The sequence below is a fragment of the Microbacterium sp. CH12i genome (assembly GCF_000685355.1).
Lineage (GTDB): Bacteria > Actinomycetota > Actinomycetes > Actinomycetales > Microbacteriaceae > Microbacterium.
The window spans coordinates 91,430-110,011 of record NZ_JHET01000013.1; the positions used below are offsets into that span (position 1 = coordinate 91,430).

Genomic DNA, 18,582 nt, shown 5'->3' on the forward strand with positions numbered 1-18,582 from the left:
CACGGACACCGGATCAGGACCCCGACTGCCGCGCCCGCCGGCGCGTGTTGACCGAGTCGAGCAGCACCGCGAGGAAGATCAGCGCGCCCTGCACGAACTGCACCCAGAACGACGAGACGTTCAGCAGGGTGAGCCCGTTATTGATGACGCCGATCAGCAGCACACCGACGAATGTGCCGACCATGCTTCCCTTGCCGCCGAACAGGCTCGTGCCGCCGATGACGACGGCCGCGATGACCTGCAGCTCGGTGCCGGTAGCGGCGTTCGGGGTTGCCGAGTCGAGCCGTCCGAGCAGGATCAGCGCGGCGATACCCGCCGCGACACCGGCGATCACATAGGCCGAGAACACCACGCCGCGTACGTTGATGCCCGCGAGCCTTGCCGCCTCGGCGTTGCCGCCGACGGCATAGATGCGATGGCCGAACGTGGTGCGCGAGAGCACGAAGTGCGCGATCACGAACAACACGACGGTCACGAGCGCCGACGTCTTCACGTCGAAGATCGCGGATGCCCCGAGCCAGTTAAGGGACTCGGGGAGACTGTAAACCGACTGTCCTTGGCTGATCTGTAGCGTGAGCCCGCGCGCCATACCCAACGTAGCGAGCGTCACGATGAAGGGGGCCAGGCGCAGCCAAGAGACCGCTATTCCGTTGAACGCGCCGACGACGGCCGCCACTACGATGACGGTCGCGATACCGAAGAACCCGTTGCCTGTGCTCTGCGCGACGATCGCGCCGATCATGCCTGACAGCGCAATGTTGGAGCCGACTGACAGGTCGATTCCGCTCGTGATGATGACGAACGTCGCACCGATCGCAGCGATACCGACCACCGCGCTCTGCGTCACGATGTTCGTCAGGTTGCTGGCGGTCAGGAACGCGGGGGTCATCACCGACAGCGCGACCGACACGATGATCAGGGCCGCGATGATCGGCAGGAGGTTGCTGTTAAGCGCCTTGTGCAAAGTGTCGTTCCAACGGCTTTGGGGAGCGGCGGCCACAGAGGAGGTAGTCATGAGGTGAACGTTCCGTTCGTTGCGTTACCACCGGCGGAGAGGTGGAGAATTTGTTCTCTTTCAAATTGGTCGCGCGTGATTTCTGCGACCACACTGCCGCTGACGAGCACGTAGACGCGGTCGGCGACCGCGAGTACCTCGTCTGTGTCGCTCGAGCAGACCAACACGGCGGTGCCGCGTTCGGCGAGATCGAAGATGCGGTCGTAGATGCCGGCCTTTGCGCCGACGTCTACGCCGCGGGTCGGATCGTCGAAGAGGGCGACCCTGGGCTCGCGCTCCGACAGGCGGGCGACCACGATCTTCTGCTGGTTGCCGCCGGAGAGATCACCGACCGCTTGGCTCGGCGAATACATCCGCACCTGGTACCGCTGGGCGACGTCGCGCGCCTTGCGGGCGAGTGCACGGAAGTTCAGGAGCCCCCAACGCGAGACACCGTGGTAGTCGCCGTAGACGAGGTTCGACTCGATGCTGCCGTCGAGCACGAGACCGTCACGCTTGCGGTCTTCGGGCGCATACATGATGCCAGCCTGCAGCGCCTTGCCCAGGGACCCGGTGGGCACGGCCTTGTCGTCGACCGAGACAGATCCCGACGAGACGCTGTGCGCACCGGCAATCGCGCGCAATAACTCGGTGCGGCCGGCGCCGGCGAGCCCCACCAAGCCCACAACCTCGCCCGCGCGTGCCGTGACCGAGTTGCCCTTCGAACCGGCGGCAGTCAGGTTTTCGACCCGCAGCACGGTCTTGCCGAGGCGGCGGTCGCGGTACGGGTAGGCCTGCTCCAGATCTTTCGCGAGCATCGCCCGCACGAGCGACTTCTCGTCGAAGTCGGATGTGGGGCCCTCCGCCACCTTGTGCCCGTCGCGCAGCACGACCAGCCGGTCGGAGATGCGGAACAGCTCGTCGAGGTGGTGCGTAACGTACAGGATGGCGATGCCCTGTGCGCGCAGATCAGTCACCACATGCAGAAGTGTCTCGACGTCTGCCTCAGGCAGCGACGATGTGGGCTCGTCAAGGATGAGCACCCGGGCGTTCCGGATAAGGCAACGTGCAATCTCGGCGAGCTGGCGCTGGGCCATGGTGAGTTCGCGGATAGCTGTACCGAGATCGATCTGGCCGAGCCCCACGCGCTCAAGTCCCGCGCGGGCGCGACGGCGGTTCTCGGCCTGGCGCTTCACGCCACCACGGGCAGTGAGGTTGCCCAGCAGCACGTTCTCAAGCAGCGACATGTCGGGGATGTCGGTGAGCTCCTGGTAGATCACGCTGACGCCAGCGTCGATCACAGCCTTCGCTGAGCGCGGGAGCGGCCTGCCATCGATAGTGATCTCGCCTGCAGTGGGCTCGATCGCGCCGGCCAGCGTGCGGATGAGCGTGGACTTGCCCGCGCCGTTTTCGCCAACGAGGCCGGTGATCGTGCCGCCCTCGAAGGCGAACCCCACGCCGTTCAGCACCGTGTTGGTGCCGAACGTCTTGGAGACGCCCTCGAGAGAAAGGCGAACAGTGTCAGTCGACTTCATCCGCCCAGACTCCGTATTCCTTGACCTCGTCGGAATCGATGTTAGCGGGGGTGATGATCTGGCCGGGCCACTCGACGAAGCCGGTGATCTTCTCGCCCTTCTCGATGTCGGCGATATTCTTCATGACGAGCTTGGCGAGTTCGATCGGGTTCGATGCCACGGTCATGTCCTGACGGTTCGCACGAATGTCGGCGATCGCCGGGGCGGGCGCATCGTTACCGGTGACGAAGATGTGGTCGGGGTCGCCGACCGGCTTGAACAGTCCCGCTGCCTCGATCGCTTTAGTGCTGCCCTGTGCTTCGCTGTCGTTTGCGTTCATCACCGCGTCGATGTCGGGATGTGCCTGCAGGATGGTCGACATCTGCTGGAACGTCTTGTCGGTATCGAATCCGCCGTCGGCGCGGGTGACAACCTTGATGCCCGGGTACTGACTGATGATGTTGTCGAAGCCTTCGGTGCGGTCGGAGCCCGCGGCGCTGCCGGCGATGCCCTGCATTTCGACGACCTCGCCCTCGGGCTCACCGTATTTCTCAGTGAGGAAGTCTACGATGCCCTGCGCGCTCTGCTCGCCGATCGTGACGTGGTCCATCGCCACGGTGAAAGTCACGGCATCCGAGTCGATCGTGTCGGAGATGCCGACCACGGTGACGCCCGCTTCGGCAGCCGCCTCGACGGCGGGCACGATGGCCGACGCGTCGGCGGGGCTGACCACGATATAGTCGGCACCCTGGCTCACAAGGTTTTGGATGTCGCTGGTCTGGGTGTTGTTGTCGCCGTTGGAGTTGGTCTGCAGCAGGCGGAAGCCGTACTCGTCGGCCCCCTCTTCGAGGCCCCGGATGAGACCGGCGAAGTAGGGGTTGGTCAGCGTGTAGCCGGAGTAGCCGACGACGATCTCGTCGTCGGCTACTCCGGCGCTGCCACCCTGCTCGGCGGACGCGCAGCCCGTGGCGGTGATGGCGAGGGCGGCGGTGATGGCGAGGACGACCGCGACGCGATGACGTGTGGATGTGATTCGAGGATTCATCGTTGAGTCCCTTTCTAGGGATGCGCTGTTTTTCGGGTGGTGTGCCCCGGGTGGGGCATTGCGGGTTATATCGTGCTTCGGTTACGAGGTTGTGGAGGTGCCGGCCTGGTCGCCGACGATGGAGAGGAAGTGCCGCCGCATCCGGGATCCGTCGGGTTCGTGGCCCGTAATGATCCGGATGCTGTCGATTGCCTGCCCGACGGCCATGACCCCGCCGTCGAGCACGCGGTGTCCACGGGCGCGGGCCTTCTGCACGAGCTGGGTCGCGAGCGGAAGGTAGACGACTTCGGCCACCCACGCTTCAGGGTTCAGACGGTCGAGTTCAAAGGGGAGTCCCGGATTGTGCAGCATACCCGTCGGGGTCGCGTGCACGATGCCGTCGGTGCTCATCAAGGCCAGCGGCAGGTCGTCGAGGGGGATGCTGGTGAGGATCGCCTGGGGAAAGATCTCCCGCATCCGCTCCACGAGCTTGTCTGCGGATGCAGGGAACAGGTCGGCGACCGCGAGTTCTGCCACACCCGACTTCAATAGGGCAAAGCAAGTCGCCGCGCCGGCGCCGCCGGCGCCGATCTGCAGGACGCGCTCGCCGTCGACCGAGGCGAGGCCCTCGCCGATCGCATAGCGGAAACCGGTCCAGTCGGTGTTGTGACCGATCGCGCGGCCGTCGCGGTACAGCACGAGGTTGACCGCGCCGAGCTCGGCGGCATCCTCGGTCAGCTCGTCGAGGTGCGCGATGATGCGTTGCTTGAACGGGTGAGTGACATTCATTGCGTCGAAGCCGGCGGCGGCAATTTCGTCGAGGATCTGTGGCAAGTCGTCGATGCCTTGACCGGTGACGGCAATGTCGAGCACACGGTACTCGTAGTCGAGGCCGAGGTGCGCTGCCTCTTGGCGGTGCATAGGAGGAGTGAGCGAGGTGGTGATCCCCTCACCGACTAGGCCTACGAGAGTCATGCGCAAGCCCCTTCACGGGAGTACTGAGCCGTGTTCGTTCCACGCAGTATCGGCGGCTGGGGCATGTCTTCCTTGACTTTCGGCTTTCAAGCTTGTTCGTGCATTAGGTGGGTGGCGCGCATCGCGTGTTACCCGGATTCGGGTGTCGATGACGAATGTACCGGTTAGTACATTGATCCCGCAATCCCTCTGGGAAATTAATGTACAAACTGGTACGTTCACTCCCATGCGCACGTCAATAGCGACCGTATGTCTGTCCGGCGGACTCGTCGAGAAGCTCCACGCCTGCGCGGCGGCGGGCTTCGATGGAGTAGAGATCATGGATGCTGATCTCATCGCCGCCACCGAATCTCCCGAAGAGATCCGCGCGCTCTGTGCCCGGCTCGGACTGCGGATCGAGATGTTCCAGCCGTTCCGTGATGTCGAGGGCACGGCCGACGACGTCTTCGCCGATACGCTGCGGCGGGCCGAGGCGAAGTTCGAGATCATGAACCGGCTCGGCACCGATCTGATGTTGGTGTGCAGCAATGTCGGCACAGCGACGATTGATGACGACGAGATTGTTGCACGGCAGCTCGGTGAGCTGGCAGACCGGGCAGCGGTGCACGGCATCCGCCTCGCATATGAGGCGCTGGCCTGGGGAAAGTACGTCGATGACTACCGGCGTACTTGGGAGATCGTGAAGCGTGCCGACCGGGCGAATCTCGGGGTATGTCTGGACAGTTTCCACATCCTGTCGCTCGCTCACGACTCGGCCGGTATCGAGGACATTGACGCATCGAAGATTTTCTTTCTGCAACTGGCGGATGCCCCTGCGCTCGACATGGACGTGCTGTCGTGGAGTCGACACCACCGCCTCTTCCCCGGCGAGGGCAACTTCGATCTGGTGAAGTTCATGACCCACGTGGTGCGTGCCGGGTATGCGGGGCCGTGGTCGCTGGAAGTATTCAACGACACGTATCGGCAGACGGACACGGTGCGCACTGCTGCGCACGCGCATCGGTCGCTGGTGTGGCTGGCCGATCGCACGGCCGCCGCAAACGGGTGGGATGACGGTCGTCTGGGTGAGCCGCAGCGCGCGACGGGCCTGGACTTTGTGGAAATTGCGGGATCGGATCTCGCCGAGGTCGACGAGCTCCTCGCGCAGCTGGGATTCGCGTTCGAGGGGCGGCACCGTTCGAAGCCGGTGCGGTTGTGGAGCGCCGGCTCTGCGCGCATCATTCTCAACGAGCAGGTACGGCATGATGAGCCGCTGCTGTCAGGAATCGGGCTGCTGGTGGCGGATGCCGAGGCCGCTGTAGATCGCGCTGTGGCACTGGGGTCGACGACCGTATTCCGTCGAACGTATGAAGGCGAGCAAGACCTCCGTGGCGTGGCTGCGCCCGATGGTACGCAGATGTTTTGGAGCTCGCATCCGGCGGGATCATCGTGGCTGCAGGAGTTTGAAGGCGGTACCGGAGCGTCGACGGTTTGGGCGGCGAGGTTGACCACATCAATTTGGCATATGCCTGGCAGGACTTCGATGAGGCGGTGCTGTTCATGTCGAGCGCACTGTCGCTGGAGTCGGAGCCGCCGGCAGATGTTCCTGGGCCGCAAGGGCTGATTCGCAGTCAGGTGATGCGCACGCCGGATGGCATCGTTCGGGTGCCGATCAACCTTGCCCCACCGACCGCTGCCCCGCCGGCGCGGCACATCGCGGTGCGAACGGATGATGTGTTCGCCGTCGCGCGGCGGGCGAAGGAGCGTGGCATCGATCACCTACGGATCCCCGCCAACTACTACGACGACCTGTCGGCCCGGTTCGGCCTTGCGGAGGAACTGCTCTCGTCGCTGCGCGAGCTCGATCTGCTGTACGACCGGGATGCTGAGGGAGAGTTCATCCATTTCTACACGCGCACGATCGGTGACGTCTTTTTCGAGGTGGTCGAACGACGCGGTGGGTACGACGGGTATGGCGGAGCGAACGCACCGATCCGACTTGCCGCGCAGCGGGCGATGGGGCACTGACTCTCAGCCGAACACATGGCCCGCGCGTGCGCACGCGCGTAAGGTCATGCCATGGCTTCTCCCGCACGCACCACCGCTCGCGTCCTGCTCGGCTCGTTCCTCGTGTTCGCCGGGATCTCGCATCTCACTTTCGGCCGCCGCGAGTTCCAGGCGCAGGTTCCGGACTTCGTGCCGCTCGAGCCCGACACCACGGTCGTAGCATCCGGCGCGGTCGAGGTCAGCCTCGGAGCTGCGCTCCTGTTCGCGCGTCGCCGACGCGGTCTGGTCGGAGTCGTCGCGGCACTGTTCTTCATCGCCGTGCTTCCCGGCAACGTGTCACAGTGGACGCATCACCGTGACGGCTTCGGACTCGACACCGAGATCAAGCGCTTTGTTCGCTTGTTCTTCCAGCCGGTGCTCGTCTGGCTGGCGTGGTGGTCGACCAGGGGGTCGAAGTCGTCGGTGGAGCGTTCATAACTCCTCAAATCTGCAGCAGAACGCCCCGAATCCACTGGATCCGGGGCCGTTCTGGCAACTCTTGAGGAGTTATGAGCAGCTCGAGGGGCTGAGCACCTCGCGCTCCAACCGCGCGAACGACTCCTCCATGCCGTCGGCCATGCCGGTGGCGAGAATCATGTCGCGGGTCTCCTTGTCGGGATACTCGATGAGTACCGTGACGAGAGTGGCGCCGTCTTCCTCGTAAAGGTTGAGGTCGTTGAGCGTCTGGGGGCCTTTGGTACCCTGCATCCGCTCGGTGGTGACGGCGCGACGTGGCGCGTCGACGAGCAGCACTTCGCCCTCGAATCCGAAGGGCTCGCCCTCTGTGTCTCCGACCGGTGCCCAGGAGTTGCGGTAGGTGTCACCCGGCTTGGTACCGACGACCGACTCTGTCATCTCCCAGCCGTCGGGTCCGAGCATCCACTTCTTTACGAGCTCGGCGTCGTGGTGGGCGCGCCAGACGAGCTCGCGTGGACCGTTCACCAGCCGGGTAATGCGCACGTGGGTGTCGTCGAGCAGTTCGACGCGGGTGCCCTTGCCCTGCGCGTAGTCGCGGAGGTCTTGCAGCACGGCATCGAGCTGACTCATCGCCATCTTTGTGCCCTCGATCGCGCCCATGGCGACGACCTGCTCGAGCGCTTCGGCCGAGCTGAAGTAGCTGGTGTTGACCATGCGCGTGCCGTCGCCGGATGCTTCGAACACGAACGCCATTCGCATCGCGGGGAAGCCCTCCAGCGGCTGGCCCGAGTCATCGACGAACGAGTCAAGCACCTCAAACCGGTGCGGCGCATCGATCGCGAGGAACTCCCAGGAGCCGGATGATCTCTCTCCCTGGGGGCTGGTCATGTGATAGATCGCTCGTCCGCCGACGGTGTGGTCCCAGTCGGTGAAAGTGGCTGGCCAACCTGGAGGTCCCCAAAACCGTTCGAGCTGGCGCGGATCACTGTATGCCCTCCACACTCGCTCAAGCGGCGCGGCGAGCTCGGCGATGACGGTCATGGTGAGGTTCTCGGCATCCGTTGCGACATCGATGACAGGCATTTCACTCTCCTAGTGGTTGTGATGCGTGGTGTTGTGGTGCTGGCGGCTCGGCCAACAGGTCGTCGAGGCGAGAGATGCGTGCCCGCCAGAGGTCTTCGTAGCGAGCCAGCAAAGCCCGGGCGCGTGCGATCATCTCGGGATTCGCGCGGACGAGCCGCTCGCGTCCCTCGGCGCGTTTGATGATGAGGCCGGCGGACTCAAGGACGGCGACGTGCTTCTGCACGGCAGCGAACGACATGTCGTAGTCGCCCGCGAGGGCCGACACCGACTGCTCTTCGTTGATCGTGCGCCGCAAAATATCGCGTCGGGTCGCCGTCGCCAGTGCATGGAACACACGGTCGATCTCCGCTTCGCTCACTTCAGATTGTGCAACCATTTGGTTGTACGTTATGCCGCGACGGATGCCGTGTCAAGGGTTTTCCGATTTCTCTTGTCGCCGCGGAAGTGCCGCGAATGTCTTCGGCGGGGGAATCGGCGATGAGCTTCCGGAGCGGGCCGCGCTTGGGTCTCGTGCCCGCAAGATGATCGATGAGGGTCTGGTGAATCTCGTGACCGGGTTCCGCGTCGCGGAGTTCCGCCAGGATGGTGATTCGCTGACAATCGTTGCTGAGAATGGGCGTGAGGTCGACCGGGTCGCTCACGTGTTTGCGCTCACCGGATTCCGCCCAGACACAGAAATGCTGCGGGAGCTGCGCACCGATCTCGACCCTGCTTTTGACGCTGTCGCGGGGATCGCTGCCGAGATCGACCCGAACATCCACTCCTGCGGATCCGTCTCGGCAACGGGAGCCAGGGAACTCGCCCAGCCCGAACATGGCTTCTTCATCGTCGGCGTGAAGTCGTACGGCCGCGCGCCGACATTCCTCGCGCTGACGGGCTTCGAGCAGGTGCGCAGCGTCGTCGCGCACCTCGCTGGCGACCACGAGGCCGCTGCACGCAATGATCTCGTTCTTCCCGACACGGGAGTGTGTGGCGGATCGGGGGACTTCGACGACAACGCCGGGAGCTGCTGCGCCGCACCGGCCGCGCTCCAGATCGGCGCGCGCCCCGTCGCCGTCGGCTGACGGGCAGGTGAATTCTCTCCAGGACGTTTGCACTCAGTATCGATGGATGTCAATATAGACACATGTCGATTCAAGAAGTTGAGCTGGTCATCATCGGTTCAGGCCCCGCCGGGTACACCGCTGCGGTCTACGCCGCACGCGCCGGGCTTACCCCCGTTGTCCTCGCCGGTTCCGTCACCGCGGGTGGTGCGTTGATGACGACTACCGAGGTGGAGAACTTCCCCGGCTTCGTCGATGGCGTGCAAGGTCCGGAGCTGATGGAGTCGATGCGCGCCCAGGCCGAACGCTTCGGCGCCCGCATCCAGCTCGACGACGCCGTCCGCGTCGACCTCGACGGCCCGATCAAGGTCGTCGAGACCGGAGCAGGTGAGACATTTCACACGCGTGCGGTCATCCTCACCATGGGTTCCGCCTACCGCAAGCTCGGCATCGTCGATGAAGAGCGCCTCACCGGGCACGGCGTGTCATGGTGTGCGACGTGCGACGGGTTCTTCTTCCGTGAGCAGGAGATCGTCGTCGTCGGCACCGGATGCGCGGCCGCGCAGGACGCTCAGCACTACCTGTCTGCTCTCGACGAAAACGCCACCATCGAGCTCGAGGAAGTGTTCGCATGAGCGCCGTAACCGCTCCCGCACAGGCCCCGACGTCGCGCCGCCTGTCCACTCTGGACCGCTGGCTGCCGCTGTGGATCGGGTTTGCCATGGTCGCCGGCATCCTGCTCGGCCGATTCATCCCCGGCGTCTCCCCGCTGCTCGCAAGCCTCGAGGTCGGCGGAATCTCCGTTCCGATCGCGCTCGGGCTGCTTGTGATGATGTACCCCGTGTTGGCGAAGGTCCGCTACGACAAGGTCGCTGCCGTCACCGGCGATAAGAAGCTGCTCATCTCCTCGCTGGTGCTGAACTGGCTGGCGGGCCCCGCGCTCATGTTCGCGCTCGCGTGGATGTTCCTCCCAGACCTTCCCGAGTACCGCACAGGGCTCATCATCGTCGGCCTCGCCCGCTGCATCGCGATGGTCGTCATCTGGAACGACCTCGCCTGCGGCGACAGGGAAGCCGCCGCCGTTCTCGTCGCGATCAACTCCGTCTTTCAAGTCGTTGCCTTCTCACTGCTCGGCTGGTTCTACCTCACCGTCCTGCCCGGCTGGCTCGGGCTCGACACACAGGGGCTGGACTTCTCCGTCGGAGCGATCGCCCTGAATGTGCTGATCTTCCTCGGCATCCCGCTGCTCGCCGGATTCGCATCCCGCTTCATTGGCGAACGGCACAAGGGACGTGACTGGTACGAGGAAAAGTTCCTGCCGAAGCTCGGCCCGTGGGCGCTGTACGGATTGCTGTTCACGATCGTGCTGCTGTTCGCTCTGCAGGGTGAGCAGGTGACATCACGTCCGCTCGACGTCGCCAGGATCGCACTGCCGCTGCTGGCGTACTTCGCGGTGATGTGGTTCGTCGGACTCTTCGCCGGCAAGGCACTCGGCCTCGGTTACGCTCGCTCGTCGACGCTGGCCTTCACGGCTGCTGGCAACAACTTCGAGCTGGCGATCGCGGTTGCGATCGGCACGTTCGGGGCTGCCTCCGGGCAAGCGCTCGCAGGCGTCGTCGGACCCCTCATCGAGGTCCCCGTTCTCGTCGGGCTCGTCTACGTCTCGCTCTGGGCAGCCCGCAAATGGTTCCACACCGACCCGTATACAGGCGAAAGGTTGTCATCATGAACGTCACACTGACCGCTGACGAGACCTGCAGTCCCGTCAGCACGCATGCAATCGGACAGGATGCCGCGACATCGGTGGCATCCACGCTGAAGGCACTGTCGGACCCGTTGCGGCTGAGAATGCTCTCTGCCATCGCCTCCGACCCTCGTGGAGAATCCTGCGTCTGTGATCTCGCCGAGCTGGCAGACGTGTCGCAGCCAACGGTCTCGCATCACCTGAAGGTCCTCAGGGATGTCGATGTGCTGACGTCTGAGCGCCGCGGCACGTGGGTCTGGTACAAGATCAACCCGAACCGTCGCCGCGCCGTGACGACACTGTTGGATTCCTTCGCACCCGCCACCGTCGCAGCGCCCTGGGCGGAGGACGCAGCAGATGACGCGCGTCGGCCAGACTTCGACGCGCGCGTCACGCATCTCGCCGACGAGCTGGCGGCGCAGATTCCAGAACTCGACTCAGCTATGGTCCTCACCATCGTTCGAGAGTCATACACCGCTCTCGCTCGCACTGCCCGTGTGACGTCGGCACTGATTCCGCTCACTGAGCGGTTCGCCCGGCAGCGCCTGAGCGATCTCACCCGCGACCGCGACACCGCCGTACCGCAGGTCTTGTTCGTCTGCGTCGCCAATGCCGGCCGCTCCCAGCTCGCTGCTGCGCTCGTCAACCAGATCGCCGACGCAAGGTCATCGCCCGCTCCGCAGGATCGAGCCCCGCCGATGTCATCCACCCGCACGTGCGATCTCTACTTGCCGAGATCGAAGGTGACGGTGCCGCTGAGCGGTTCCCGAAGCCCCTCACCGACGACGCCGTCCGCGCCGCGGACATCGTCATCACCATGGGATGCGGCGATGTCTGCCCGATCATCCCCGGCATCCGCTATGACGACTGGGCGGTCGGCGACCCGGCCCTCGCGTCCCGCGAAGGCGTCGAAGCCATCCGCGATGACATCGCCACCCGTGTCCGCACCCTCGTCGACGACCTTCTCAACTGACCACCCTTCTCGAACTGGAGAAACCATGACTGACACAAACACCAAGCCATCCGTCCTCTTCGTCTGCGTCCACAACGCTGGACGCTCGCAGATGGCCGCCGGCTTCCTCCGCGACATCGCGGGCGACCGCATCGAGGTTCGTTCCGCTGGTTCCATGCCCGCCGACCAGATCAACCCCATCGCGGTGGAGGCGATGTCAGAACTCGGTATCGACATCACCAACGAACAGCCCAAGATCCTGACCACCGAAGCCGTCCAGGCGTCCGACGTCGTCATCACGATGGGGTGCGGGGATGCATGCCCGTTCTTTCCCGGAAAGCGCTACGAGGACTGGAAGCTCGACGACCCGGCCGGTCAGGGAATCGACTCCGTCCGCCCGATCCGCGACGACATTCGCGCACGGATCAAGCAGCTGGTGAGTGAACTCGTCTAGCAACCTACTCCGGCACGGACCGCACCACGCGCGCAGGCGAGCCGACAACAATCGCCCCGGCTGGGACGCTTTCGTGACGACGGATGCTGCGTCCACGACAGCATCGATCCTGGAAGCGGCATCCGGAGTTGATGAAGATTCTTTTGCCGAGCGTGATGTTCTTGCCGAAGTCGGCTGTGAAGGGCGGGAAGACGGTGACGGTCTCGTCGACGGGTTTGCCGATCAGCTCTGACAGGAGCTCACGCACACGGGCGGGCTCGTGATAGCCGCCGTTGAGTTCGCCGGTGATGCGCATGGATTCCTGGCTGGCGAGGTGCATGACCTCGTGCAGGGGCGAGTCGCCGGTGATGGTGCGACCAGCGTTCATGGCAGCGCAGGTCAGCGCGGGTCGCGGCGCCCGAAGACTCCCGCGAACACGGCGTGCGCGAGCGGGATCACGGAGACGGCGAGGAGCACTATTCCGAGTACCGCGTTCGGCACCAGCAGGAGGGAGCCGCCGACGACCAGCCCCGCGAACAGCACCGCCGAGACGACACGCAGGCCGATCCGTTCTAACCGCGCGAGGCGACGCTCGAGGCGCGAGGTGTCAAACGACAGCGTGCCCTGTTCGGCCTCGCTGATCACGGCGTCGAGCCGGCCGGGGAGACGTGCGACGATGCCAGCGGATGCCAACGCCTGCTGCGCGAACGCTTTCACTGTGTTGCCAGTTTCGTCACGCAACAGCTGCGCGGCGTAGGGCTCGACAGCATCCCAGACGTTGAACTTCTCGTTGAGTCCGCTGCACATGCCAGACGTCAGCGAGACCGCGCGGAAGAGCAGCAACATCCCTTCCGGAAGCTGGAACGGCAGCGAGCGGATGGTGTCGCCGAACTCGCGGGCGAAGTCGCGGAACTCGCGGGGGTCGACAGTGCTCAGCTCGGCGAAGCCCATTCCGCCGAAGCGGGCGAACAGCGCGGTGATGGCGCGTTCGAACTCACGGGTGTCGCCGGATGGCAGCAGCACGCCGACTTCTTGCGCAGCTTCGACGAGCTTCTTCCCATCGCGGCCGGCGACGGCGATCACGAGCGCCCGTAAGCCGCTGCGGAGGTTGACGGGGACCTCGCCCATCATCCCGAAGTCGATGAATGTCAGCCGCCAGCCGCTCGCTGAGCCTGGCGAAGCGCCGCCGGCAGCTGCGCCATCCGACACCGGCGTGACGAAGATGTTGCCGGGGTGCGGGTCAGCGTGGAAAAAGCTGTGCGTGAAGACCTGCTCGAACATGACCTCGGCGAAGGTGCTGGCGACTTCGGCGGGGTCGATTCCGGCAGCGCGCAGAGCGTCGGTGTCGTTGATCTTGATCGCGGTGACGTCCGACAATGTGAGCACCCGCCGGGTCGTGCGTTCCCAGGCGACGATGGGGGCAGCGACCCTGACATCATCGTCGAAGTTCTCGGCGAACCGTTCGGCGTTCGCGGCCTCGTGCAGGTAGTCGATCTCCTCGAGGCTGGTGTGCGCGAATTCTTCGACGAGCGCGGGGGCGTCGACGCGGTCCGAGACGATGCGGATACGGCGAAGCCACCCGCCTACTTTGCGAAGCGCGGCGAGGTCGACGGCGATGATGTCGTCGATGCCGGGCCGCTGCACTTTGACGACGACATCCGTGAAGCCGGTGTCGGCCGCGTCTTGTTCGGAGAGTCGCGCGCGGTGCGCTTGCCCGAGGGATGCCGCAGCCAGCGGCACGTCGTCGAACCACGCGTATGCGCGCTCGAGTGGCACACCGAGTTCGGCCTCTGCTTGCCTCTTGATGTCGGCGAACGGGACCGCGGGAACTTCGTCCTGCAGCCCCGCGAGCTCGGCGGTGATTTCGGGCGGGAGTACGTCCATCCGCGAGGAGAGGAACTGACCCACTTTGATCATGAGCCCGCCGAGGTCGACGGCGAGCGCGTGGAAACGCTGCGCGAGCCGTCGCATCCGGTTTTCGCGGGTGCGCTCGCTGACGCCTGCGAGGCCGATGCGCGGCAGGAGCAGTTCGAACCACCAGAGCTGTACGAGCTGCAGTGATGCGAAGCGCAGGATGCGTCGGTAGCGGGCGCGGTGAGGCTGCGCTTGTTGCGGCAGGGGATGTTGCGGCAGGGGATGTTGCGCGTCAGCCATCATGCCCCTCTACTGATCAGTCTTGGGCGAGGATCGCGTACAGCTTACGGCGGGCGTCGTCGAGGACGTCGACAGCTTTCTCCAACTGTTCGGAGTTTCCGGTGCGGGCCAGCTGGGCCGCCGCTCCGGCGAGGTCGACTCCGGCCTTGGCAAGGGCGCCGTGCTGGCCGTGTTCCCGGGTGCCAGTGGTGGTTTTCCAGGGTGCGGGTGCGTCGGCTTCGTCGGCAGCCGCGCGACCTGCTTCAGTGAGCGAGTAGGTCTTGCGGCCATTCTGCTCTTCGGCCGAGACGAGGCCTTCGTCGGCGAGGAGCTGAAGGGTCGGGTATACGGAGCCTGCGCTCGGCTTCCATGAGCCGTTGCTGCGCTCTTCGATCTCGCGGATGATCTGGTAGCCGTGCATCGGCTCTTCGGCGAGCAGGCTGAGGACGGCCGCGCGCACGTCGCCGCGGGCCATACGAGTCGAGCCGCCTGGACGCTGTTCGAAGGTCTTTCGGAGTTGATCCATGGCATCGAAGAGAGCGGATGCTGGACCACCTGCACCGCCAAAGGGCGAGCCTGAGCCGAATCCGCCGGTGGGGAATGAACCGTTCATGATGGCCTCCTAAAATTGAGCGATAGTCAACGATATATCGTTAATTGTCGTTAGGGAAGAGTTTCTTGCGGTCATTTCACGCCGCGTTCACGCCGCGATGTCGAACCGCGCCCGACCTCCGAGCCGCGGCCTGCGAGTCGGATCGACATAGGGCGGCGGGATGAACCACACTCGGGCAGCTGTGCCCGTGCCATCGATCCGTATCTCCCACCCGTTGTCATGGATGCGATGGTGACACGTCTCACAAAGGAGCACTCCGTTCGAGAGATCGGTGCTGCCGTGATGTCGTTGCCACCAGCGAATGTGATGCGCCCTCGTCATTTCTGGCGGAAGCGCACACATCGCACACCCACCGTCCCGCTCGCCCAGGGCGAGGCGTTGCGCTCGAGTGAACAGCCTCTTCTCGCGTCCCCAATCGAGAATCTCGCTTTCCCCGTTGAAAACGCAGGGAATCACTCCGCCGTTGGCAGCCATCCGGCGAGCAGCACCGGCGCTGACTGGCTGGTCAACCCCGTCGACTGCCGCTGAGCCGGTGCCCGCCTGCAGATCGTCCAGGTTCATGCGGATAATCACGGTCGCTCCGGCAACGGGAAGCCCCTTTTCGGAGCAACCGAGCACGTGAGCGCAGAACAGACTGAGCGCGTCGGCCTGGAGCATCGCCACACTGCGGCGGTCAGCATCCGGCGCGTCGGGATCGACAGCATTCTTCCGCGCCGCGAACGCGGCGGTGACATACCCGCGCATGGCAGTGACGAACGGAGCGGCTGACTCCGCGTCAAACTTTCCATTGAAATGCACCATGCCATCGCGCTCGAAAATCGTCAGTGATCGCTTGGATCGGTGCTCGTCCTCCCGCGGCTCGACGCCGTCTGGATCGAGCCACGCCTCAGCGCGCACGATGAGCTTTCGCAGGTCGTCGAGCGAGAGCCCGGCGGCCGATCCGGTGAGTACACACTCACCCTCGGCGATCAGCTCTGCTCCGGCGGCGATACGACACCGATCAAGCAGAGCGATGATCATCGCGGCGGCCTGAGCGCTGAGCGCGCCTGAGGCGAGAGCTTCGCGGATGATCGGGTACTTCGCCGGCAACGGATTACCCAGCAGGTCACTGCGTGGAGCGGTGGCTTCCCCCACCTTGATCAAACGCGTCGCGTCGCCGGTCGATACTCCGGTAGCTGCGGCGATGAGCTTTGCAGGAGTACGAAACCCCTGCTGCTTCGCGAGACTGTCTGGTCCGAGTTCGCGACGAGATTCACTCGAGATACCAGCCGCCACATCGACGTGCACGGCATCGAGTCGACGTTGCAGCACACCGATCGTGTCTTCGATCTGAATGAGCTTCTCTCTCGAAAGAGTATTCGAACTTTCGGCATCGGCCCACACCTCATCCAGGCGGGATACCGCCTGGATAAGTGGGGTCAACTTCGACATAACTCCAGCGTACCCCATAAAGTGAGATTTGTCGAAGTTTTGTTCGAAAGATTTTAGAATTGCACGCGGTGCGAGGAAGACGCGACAGATGCTGATCACGATCAGGCGTAAGTAAGCCCCGCACACGCACACGCACACGCACACGCACCCAAGCTGGCGCCCACTCAGCGGATCGCCATGCGGAGCGGCAACGGGGAACTGCTCACAGCAGCGCGGCACGAGCGACCGCCCGCATGGCTGGCGAGATCACGCCGAACCGGTCTGGTTCCGACAGCGCAGCGAGCCTGTCGATGGTCTGCCTAACCTGCACCGGCATCCCGGTTTCGGCATTCGACGCCGAACGATCGAACGGACTCGTGTACAGGCCATACTCGTCGTAGCCATCTGGTGAACATCGATACTCTTCGGTCGCCGCCCTGCCGAGGTCGACCAGCGCCGGAAGCTCGGCGAAGGTCTCAGCGGACCCATCAGCGATCGCGAGGAGCGCAAGTGTCTGATCGCATGAATCGGCGTCGAAAGACCACCCGCCATAGCGATTGCCGCGTTCGGTGACCGCCCGGGCGAGTTCGCACAACGTCTTCGAGCCGGGTTCAACAAGCGAACGTCCGCGCTTCGTCACCAGGATGCGGCCTTTCAGCCGTCGGATCAGCTTCGACTGACGCGCTAGCGACAGCAGCGCCTCGCCTGGCGCGCTGACGCTATCCGCGCCCCCCGCCGCCGCGCCCGTCGCGCCCGCCGACGCCCAGCCAAGTGCGCGCACGATCGCCGCAACGTCTCGGTCGGCGAGCCATCCGGTCTCGGAATCCTGGACCAGACCAGCAGCACCGACGCACTCGAACAATGCGGTGAGCGACGCCAGCGCTGACTCGACCGTACTCCACTCAAGTGGTCGTTCCTCAAGGATTCCCGTGTCGTCGAGGTGTACAAGAAGCGCGAGTCGGCGGGTCGGGGCCAACGATCGGAGCAGGGAGTCGAGTCGAGAAGACGATCGGATGCCGTGGCCACCAGCGAGTCCAGAATCGTCGAAGCGCGGGACGACGACTCCGAACCGCTGTGCGAGTTCGTTGTTGATGTGGTGGACGCGAAACGGGGGTGCGTCGCTCTGCCATCGTCCGATGACCGGTGCGGGCGCATCCGGCTCGGCATCGACAACCGCAACGCACGGATCACCGACCGCGGGCGTGCCTGCGCCCATGACAAATACGTCGATCTCGTGCGGTATCTCCGGGAGCCGCATCGTCTGACGTTCGACGCGCCAGTGTGGCGGAGAAAGCTCAAGCCGCCCATCAAAGTCACTGTGAATGTCATCGCGAGGTGTACCGAGGCTCAACAGATAGGCCTCGACGAGCCAATCGGCGGATGCTCCGGAGGGCAGCTCGATGGAGCGATCAAACTCTGAGTGCCCGGCGACAGAGAGCCGAACATGAATGGAGGGCGTGACGCGGAGGCGTGAGAGAAGGTTCATGCCGTTCACGCTAAGAATCGCGCCCGACACTCAAGCCTCTATATCCAGGAACGGTGGATAACTCATCGAAGGTGGTGGGTGGGGAGCATGAATCGGCTCGTGCTGCTTCCTGAACTACCGGGACTCAGCCTAGGCAATGTCCGACGCTCCCCATACTCTGATCTCGTCTCACCGATGAGGCGTCTCGATACCGAGATGAACAACATACGAAACCGGAGTGAAAAATATGAACGAGACGACTCTCACGCTTGTGGGCAACTTGACCGCCGACCCTGAGCTGCGCCAGACGCAATCGGGTGTTGCGGTCGCGAGCTTCACCGTCGCGAGCACGCCACGCAACTTCGATCGCGCGGCAAACGAGTGGAAGGACGGCGAGGCACTCTTCCTACGCTGCTCTGCCTGGCGCGACCTCGCCACGAACATCACGGCGTCGCTCACGAAGGGCAGTCGCGTGATCGTCACCGGGCGTTTGCAGCAGCGCAGCTACCAAGATCGTGAAGGCAACAGTCGCGTCAGCATGGAGCTGCAGGTCGACGAGGTCGGCCCGTCGTTGCGCTACGCGACCGCACAGGTCGTGCGCGGGGATCGGTCAGGTGGCGCCTCGTTCGGCGGTGATCAGCGATCGGATGCTGGTGCGCCACGTCCGCCCGTCGCGACCGGCGAGCCGCAACAGGCCTCAGATGCAGAGTGGGCAACGACCGACGCCACGCCGTTCTGATGCGTGCCGCAGCCGCGC

Annotated in this window: 19 protein-coding genes and 1 pseudogene; 9 read left to right on the top strand and 11 right to left on the bottom strand. The window is 64.4% G+C overall.

Annotated elements, in window-relative coordinates; translation table 11 throughout:
- Nucleotides 1-13: 13 nt before the first annotated feature.
- The 4 genes from DC31_RS15515 to DC31_RS15530 form a co-directional block, all read right to left on the bottom strand.
- Nucleotides 14-1,015 (bottom strand): ABC transporter permease, encoded by a 1,002-nt coding sequence (locus DC31_RS15515; protein WP_051607130.1) that lies wholly within the window; start codon nucleotides 1,013-1,015, stop codon nucleotides 14-16.
- Complete coding sequence (locus DC31_RS15520; RefSeq protein ID WP_051607132.1) at nucleotides 1,012-2,529, bottom strand: sugar ABC transporter ATP-binding protein; 1,518 nt, start codon at nucleotides 2,527-2,529, stop codon at nucleotides 1,012-1,014. The genes DC31_RS15515 and DC31_RS15520 overlap by 4 nt, the downstream gene beginning before the upstream one ends.
- Nucleotides 2,516-3,553 carry a sugar ABC transporter substrate-binding protein gene (locus DC31_RS15525; protein ID WP_051607134.1) on the bottom strand — a complete coding sequence of 346 codons (1,038 nt, stop codon included), beginning with the start codon at nucleotides 3,551-3,553 and terminating at the stop codon, nucleotides 2,516-2,518. The genes DC31_RS15520 and DC31_RS15525 overlap by 14 nt, the downstream gene beginning before the upstream one ends.
- Nucleotides 3,554-3,634: 81 nt before the next feature.
- Nucleotides 3,635-4,507 carry a shikimate dehydrogenase gene (locus tag DC31_RS15530; RefSeq protein ID WP_036281718.1) on the bottom strand — a complete coding sequence of 291 codons (873 nt, stop codon included), beginning with the start codon at nucleotides 4,505-4,507 and terminating at the stop codon, nucleotides 3,635-3,637.
- Nucleotides 4,508-4,733: 226 nt separating this feature from the next.
- On the opposite strand from DC31_RS15530, the gene DC31_RS15535 reads away from it, so the two are divergent.
- The 3 genes from DC31_RS15535 to DC31_RS15540 are packed head-to-tail and all read left to right on the top strand — an operon-like array spanning nucleotide 4,734 to nucleotide 6,970.
- On the top strand, nucleotides 4,734-6,110 hold the full coding sequence (locus tag DC31_RS15535; RefSeq protein ID WP_327036884.1) for a sugar phosphate isomerase/epimerase and 4-hydroxyphenylpyruvate domain-containing protein: 1,377 nt from the start codon (nucleotides 4,734-4,736) through the stop codon (nucleotides 6,108-6,110).
- A complete protein-coding gene (locus tag DC31_RS20370; RefSeq protein WP_327036885.1) occupies nucleotides 6,047-6,514 on the top strand; it encodes a hypothetical protein in 468 nt (155 codons plus the stop codon). Before DC31_RS15535 ends, DC31_RS20370 begins: the two co-directional genes overlap by 64 nt.
- Nucleotides 6,515-6,565: 51 nt before the next feature.
- Nucleotides 6,566-6,970, top strand: a complete 405-nt coding sequence (locus DC31_RS15540) for a DoxX family protein (RefSeq protein ID WP_036281721.1) — start codon at nucleotides 6,566-6,568, stop codon at nucleotides 6,968-6,970.
- Between the two features lie 69 nt (nucleotides 6,971-7,039).
- On the opposite strand, the gene DC31_RS15545 is transcribed toward DC31_RS15540, so the two are convergent.
- Together DC31_RS15545 and DC31_RS15550 are read right to left on the bottom strand one after the other, a co-directional pair.
- Nucleotides 7,040-8,032: an SRPBCC family protein gene (locus tag DC31_RS15545; protein WP_036281723.1), complete on the bottom strand. Its 993-nt coding sequence runs from the start codon at nucleotides 8,030-8,032 to the stop codon at nucleotides 7,040-7,042.
- A gap of 1 nt (nucleotide 8,033) precedes the next feature.
- On the bottom strand, nucleotides 8,034-8,408 hold the full coding sequence (locus DC31_RS15550; RefSeq protein WP_036281725.1) for an ArsR/SmtB family transcription factor: 375 nt from the start codon (nucleotides 8,406-8,408) through the stop codon (nucleotides 8,034-8,036).
- Between the two features lie 163 nt (nucleotides 8,409-8,571).
- Here DC31_RS15550 and DC31_RS15555 point away from each other — a divergent pair, with 163 nt between their 5' ends.
- From DC31_RS15555 to DC31_RS15575, 5 genes and pseudogenes are all read left to right on the top strand, one after another.
- Nucleotides 8,572-9,096 (top strand): hypothetical protein, encoded by a 525-nt coding sequence (locus tag DC31_RS15555; RefSeq protein ID WP_327036886.1) that lies wholly within the window; start codon nucleotides 8,572-8,574, stop codon nucleotides 9,094-9,096.
- 62 nt (nucleotides 9,097-9,158) lie between these two features.
- On the top strand, nucleotides 9,159-9,710 hold the full coding sequence (locus tag DC31_RS15560) for an NAD(P)/FAD-dependent oxidoreductase (RefSeq protein WP_268748252.1): 552 nt from the start codon (nucleotides 9,159-9,161) through the stop codon (nucleotides 9,708-9,710).
- A complete protein-coding gene (gene arsB / locus DC31_RS15565; RefSeq protein ID WP_036281728.1) occupies nucleotides 9,707-10,804 on the top strand; it encodes an ACR3 family arsenite efflux transporter in 1,098 nt (365 codons plus the stop codon). The genes DC31_RS15560 and arsB overlap by 4 nt, the downstream gene beginning before the upstream one ends.
- Nucleotides 10,801-11,792: pseudogene (locus DC31_RS15570) on the top strand (metalloregulator ArsR/SmtB family transcription factor). The gene arsB and the pseudogene DC31_RS15570 overlap by 4 nt, the downstream one beginning before the upstream one ends.
- 25 nt (nucleotides 11,793-11,817) lie before the next feature.
- The gene (locus tag DC31_RS15575) at nucleotides 11,818-12,225 is read left to right on the top strand and encodes an arsenate reductase ArsC (RefSeq protein WP_051607136.1); all 408 of its coding nucleotides are present in this window, start codon (nucleotides 11,818-11,820) and stop codon (nucleotides 12,223-12,225) included.
- Nucleotides 12,226-12,229: 4 nt separating this feature from the next.
- Here the strand turns inward: DC31_RS15575 and DC31_RS15580 are convergent, their stop codons facing one another.
- From DC31_RS15580 to DC31_RS15600, 5 genes are all read right to left on the bottom strand, one after another.
- Nucleotides 12,230-12,592, bottom strand: a complete 363-nt coding sequence (locus DC31_RS15580) for a hypothetical protein (protein ID WP_036281730.1) — start codon at nucleotides 12,590-12,592, stop codon at nucleotides 12,230-12,232.
- An 11-nt stretch (nucleotides 12,593-12,603) separates the two neighbouring features.
- Nucleotides 12,604-14,358, bottom strand: a complete 1,755-nt coding sequence (locus DC31_RS15585; protein WP_051607161.1) for an ABC1 kinase family protein — start codon at nucleotides 14,356-14,358, stop codon at nucleotides 12,604-12,606.
- Between the two features lie 16 nt (nucleotides 14,359-14,374).
- Complete coding sequence (locus tag DC31_RS15590; RefSeq protein WP_036281733.1) at nucleotides 14,375-14,950, bottom strand: PadR family transcriptional regulator; 576 nt, start codon at nucleotides 14,948-14,950, stop codon at nucleotides 14,375-14,377.
- An 87-nt stretch (nucleotides 14,951-15,037) separates the two neighbouring features.
- Nucleotides 15,038-16,381 carry an HNH endonuclease signature motif containing protein gene (locus tag DC31_RS15595; RefSeq protein WP_036281735.1) on the bottom strand — a complete coding sequence of 448 codons (1,344 nt, stop codon included), beginning with the start codon at nucleotides 16,379-16,381 and terminating at the stop codon, nucleotides 15,038-15,040.
- A 202-nt stretch (nucleotides 16,382-16,583) separates the two neighbouring features.
- The gene (locus DC31_RS15600; RefSeq protein WP_152545457.1) at nucleotides 16,584-17,846 is read right to left on the bottom strand and encodes a hypothetical protein; all 1,263 of its coding nucleotides are present in this window, start codon (nucleotides 17,844-17,846) and stop codon (nucleotides 16,584-16,586) included.
- Nucleotides 17,847-18,072: 226 nt separating this feature from the next.
- Between DC31_RS15600 and DC31_RS15605 the strand changes: the two genes are divergently transcribed.
- Nucleotides 18,073-18,564, top strand: a complete 492-nt coding sequence (locus DC31_RS15605; RefSeq protein WP_036281737.1) for a single-stranded DNA-binding protein — start codon at nucleotides 18,073-18,075, stop codon at nucleotides 18,562-18,564.
- Nucleotides 18,565-18,582 lie beyond the last annotated feature (18 nt).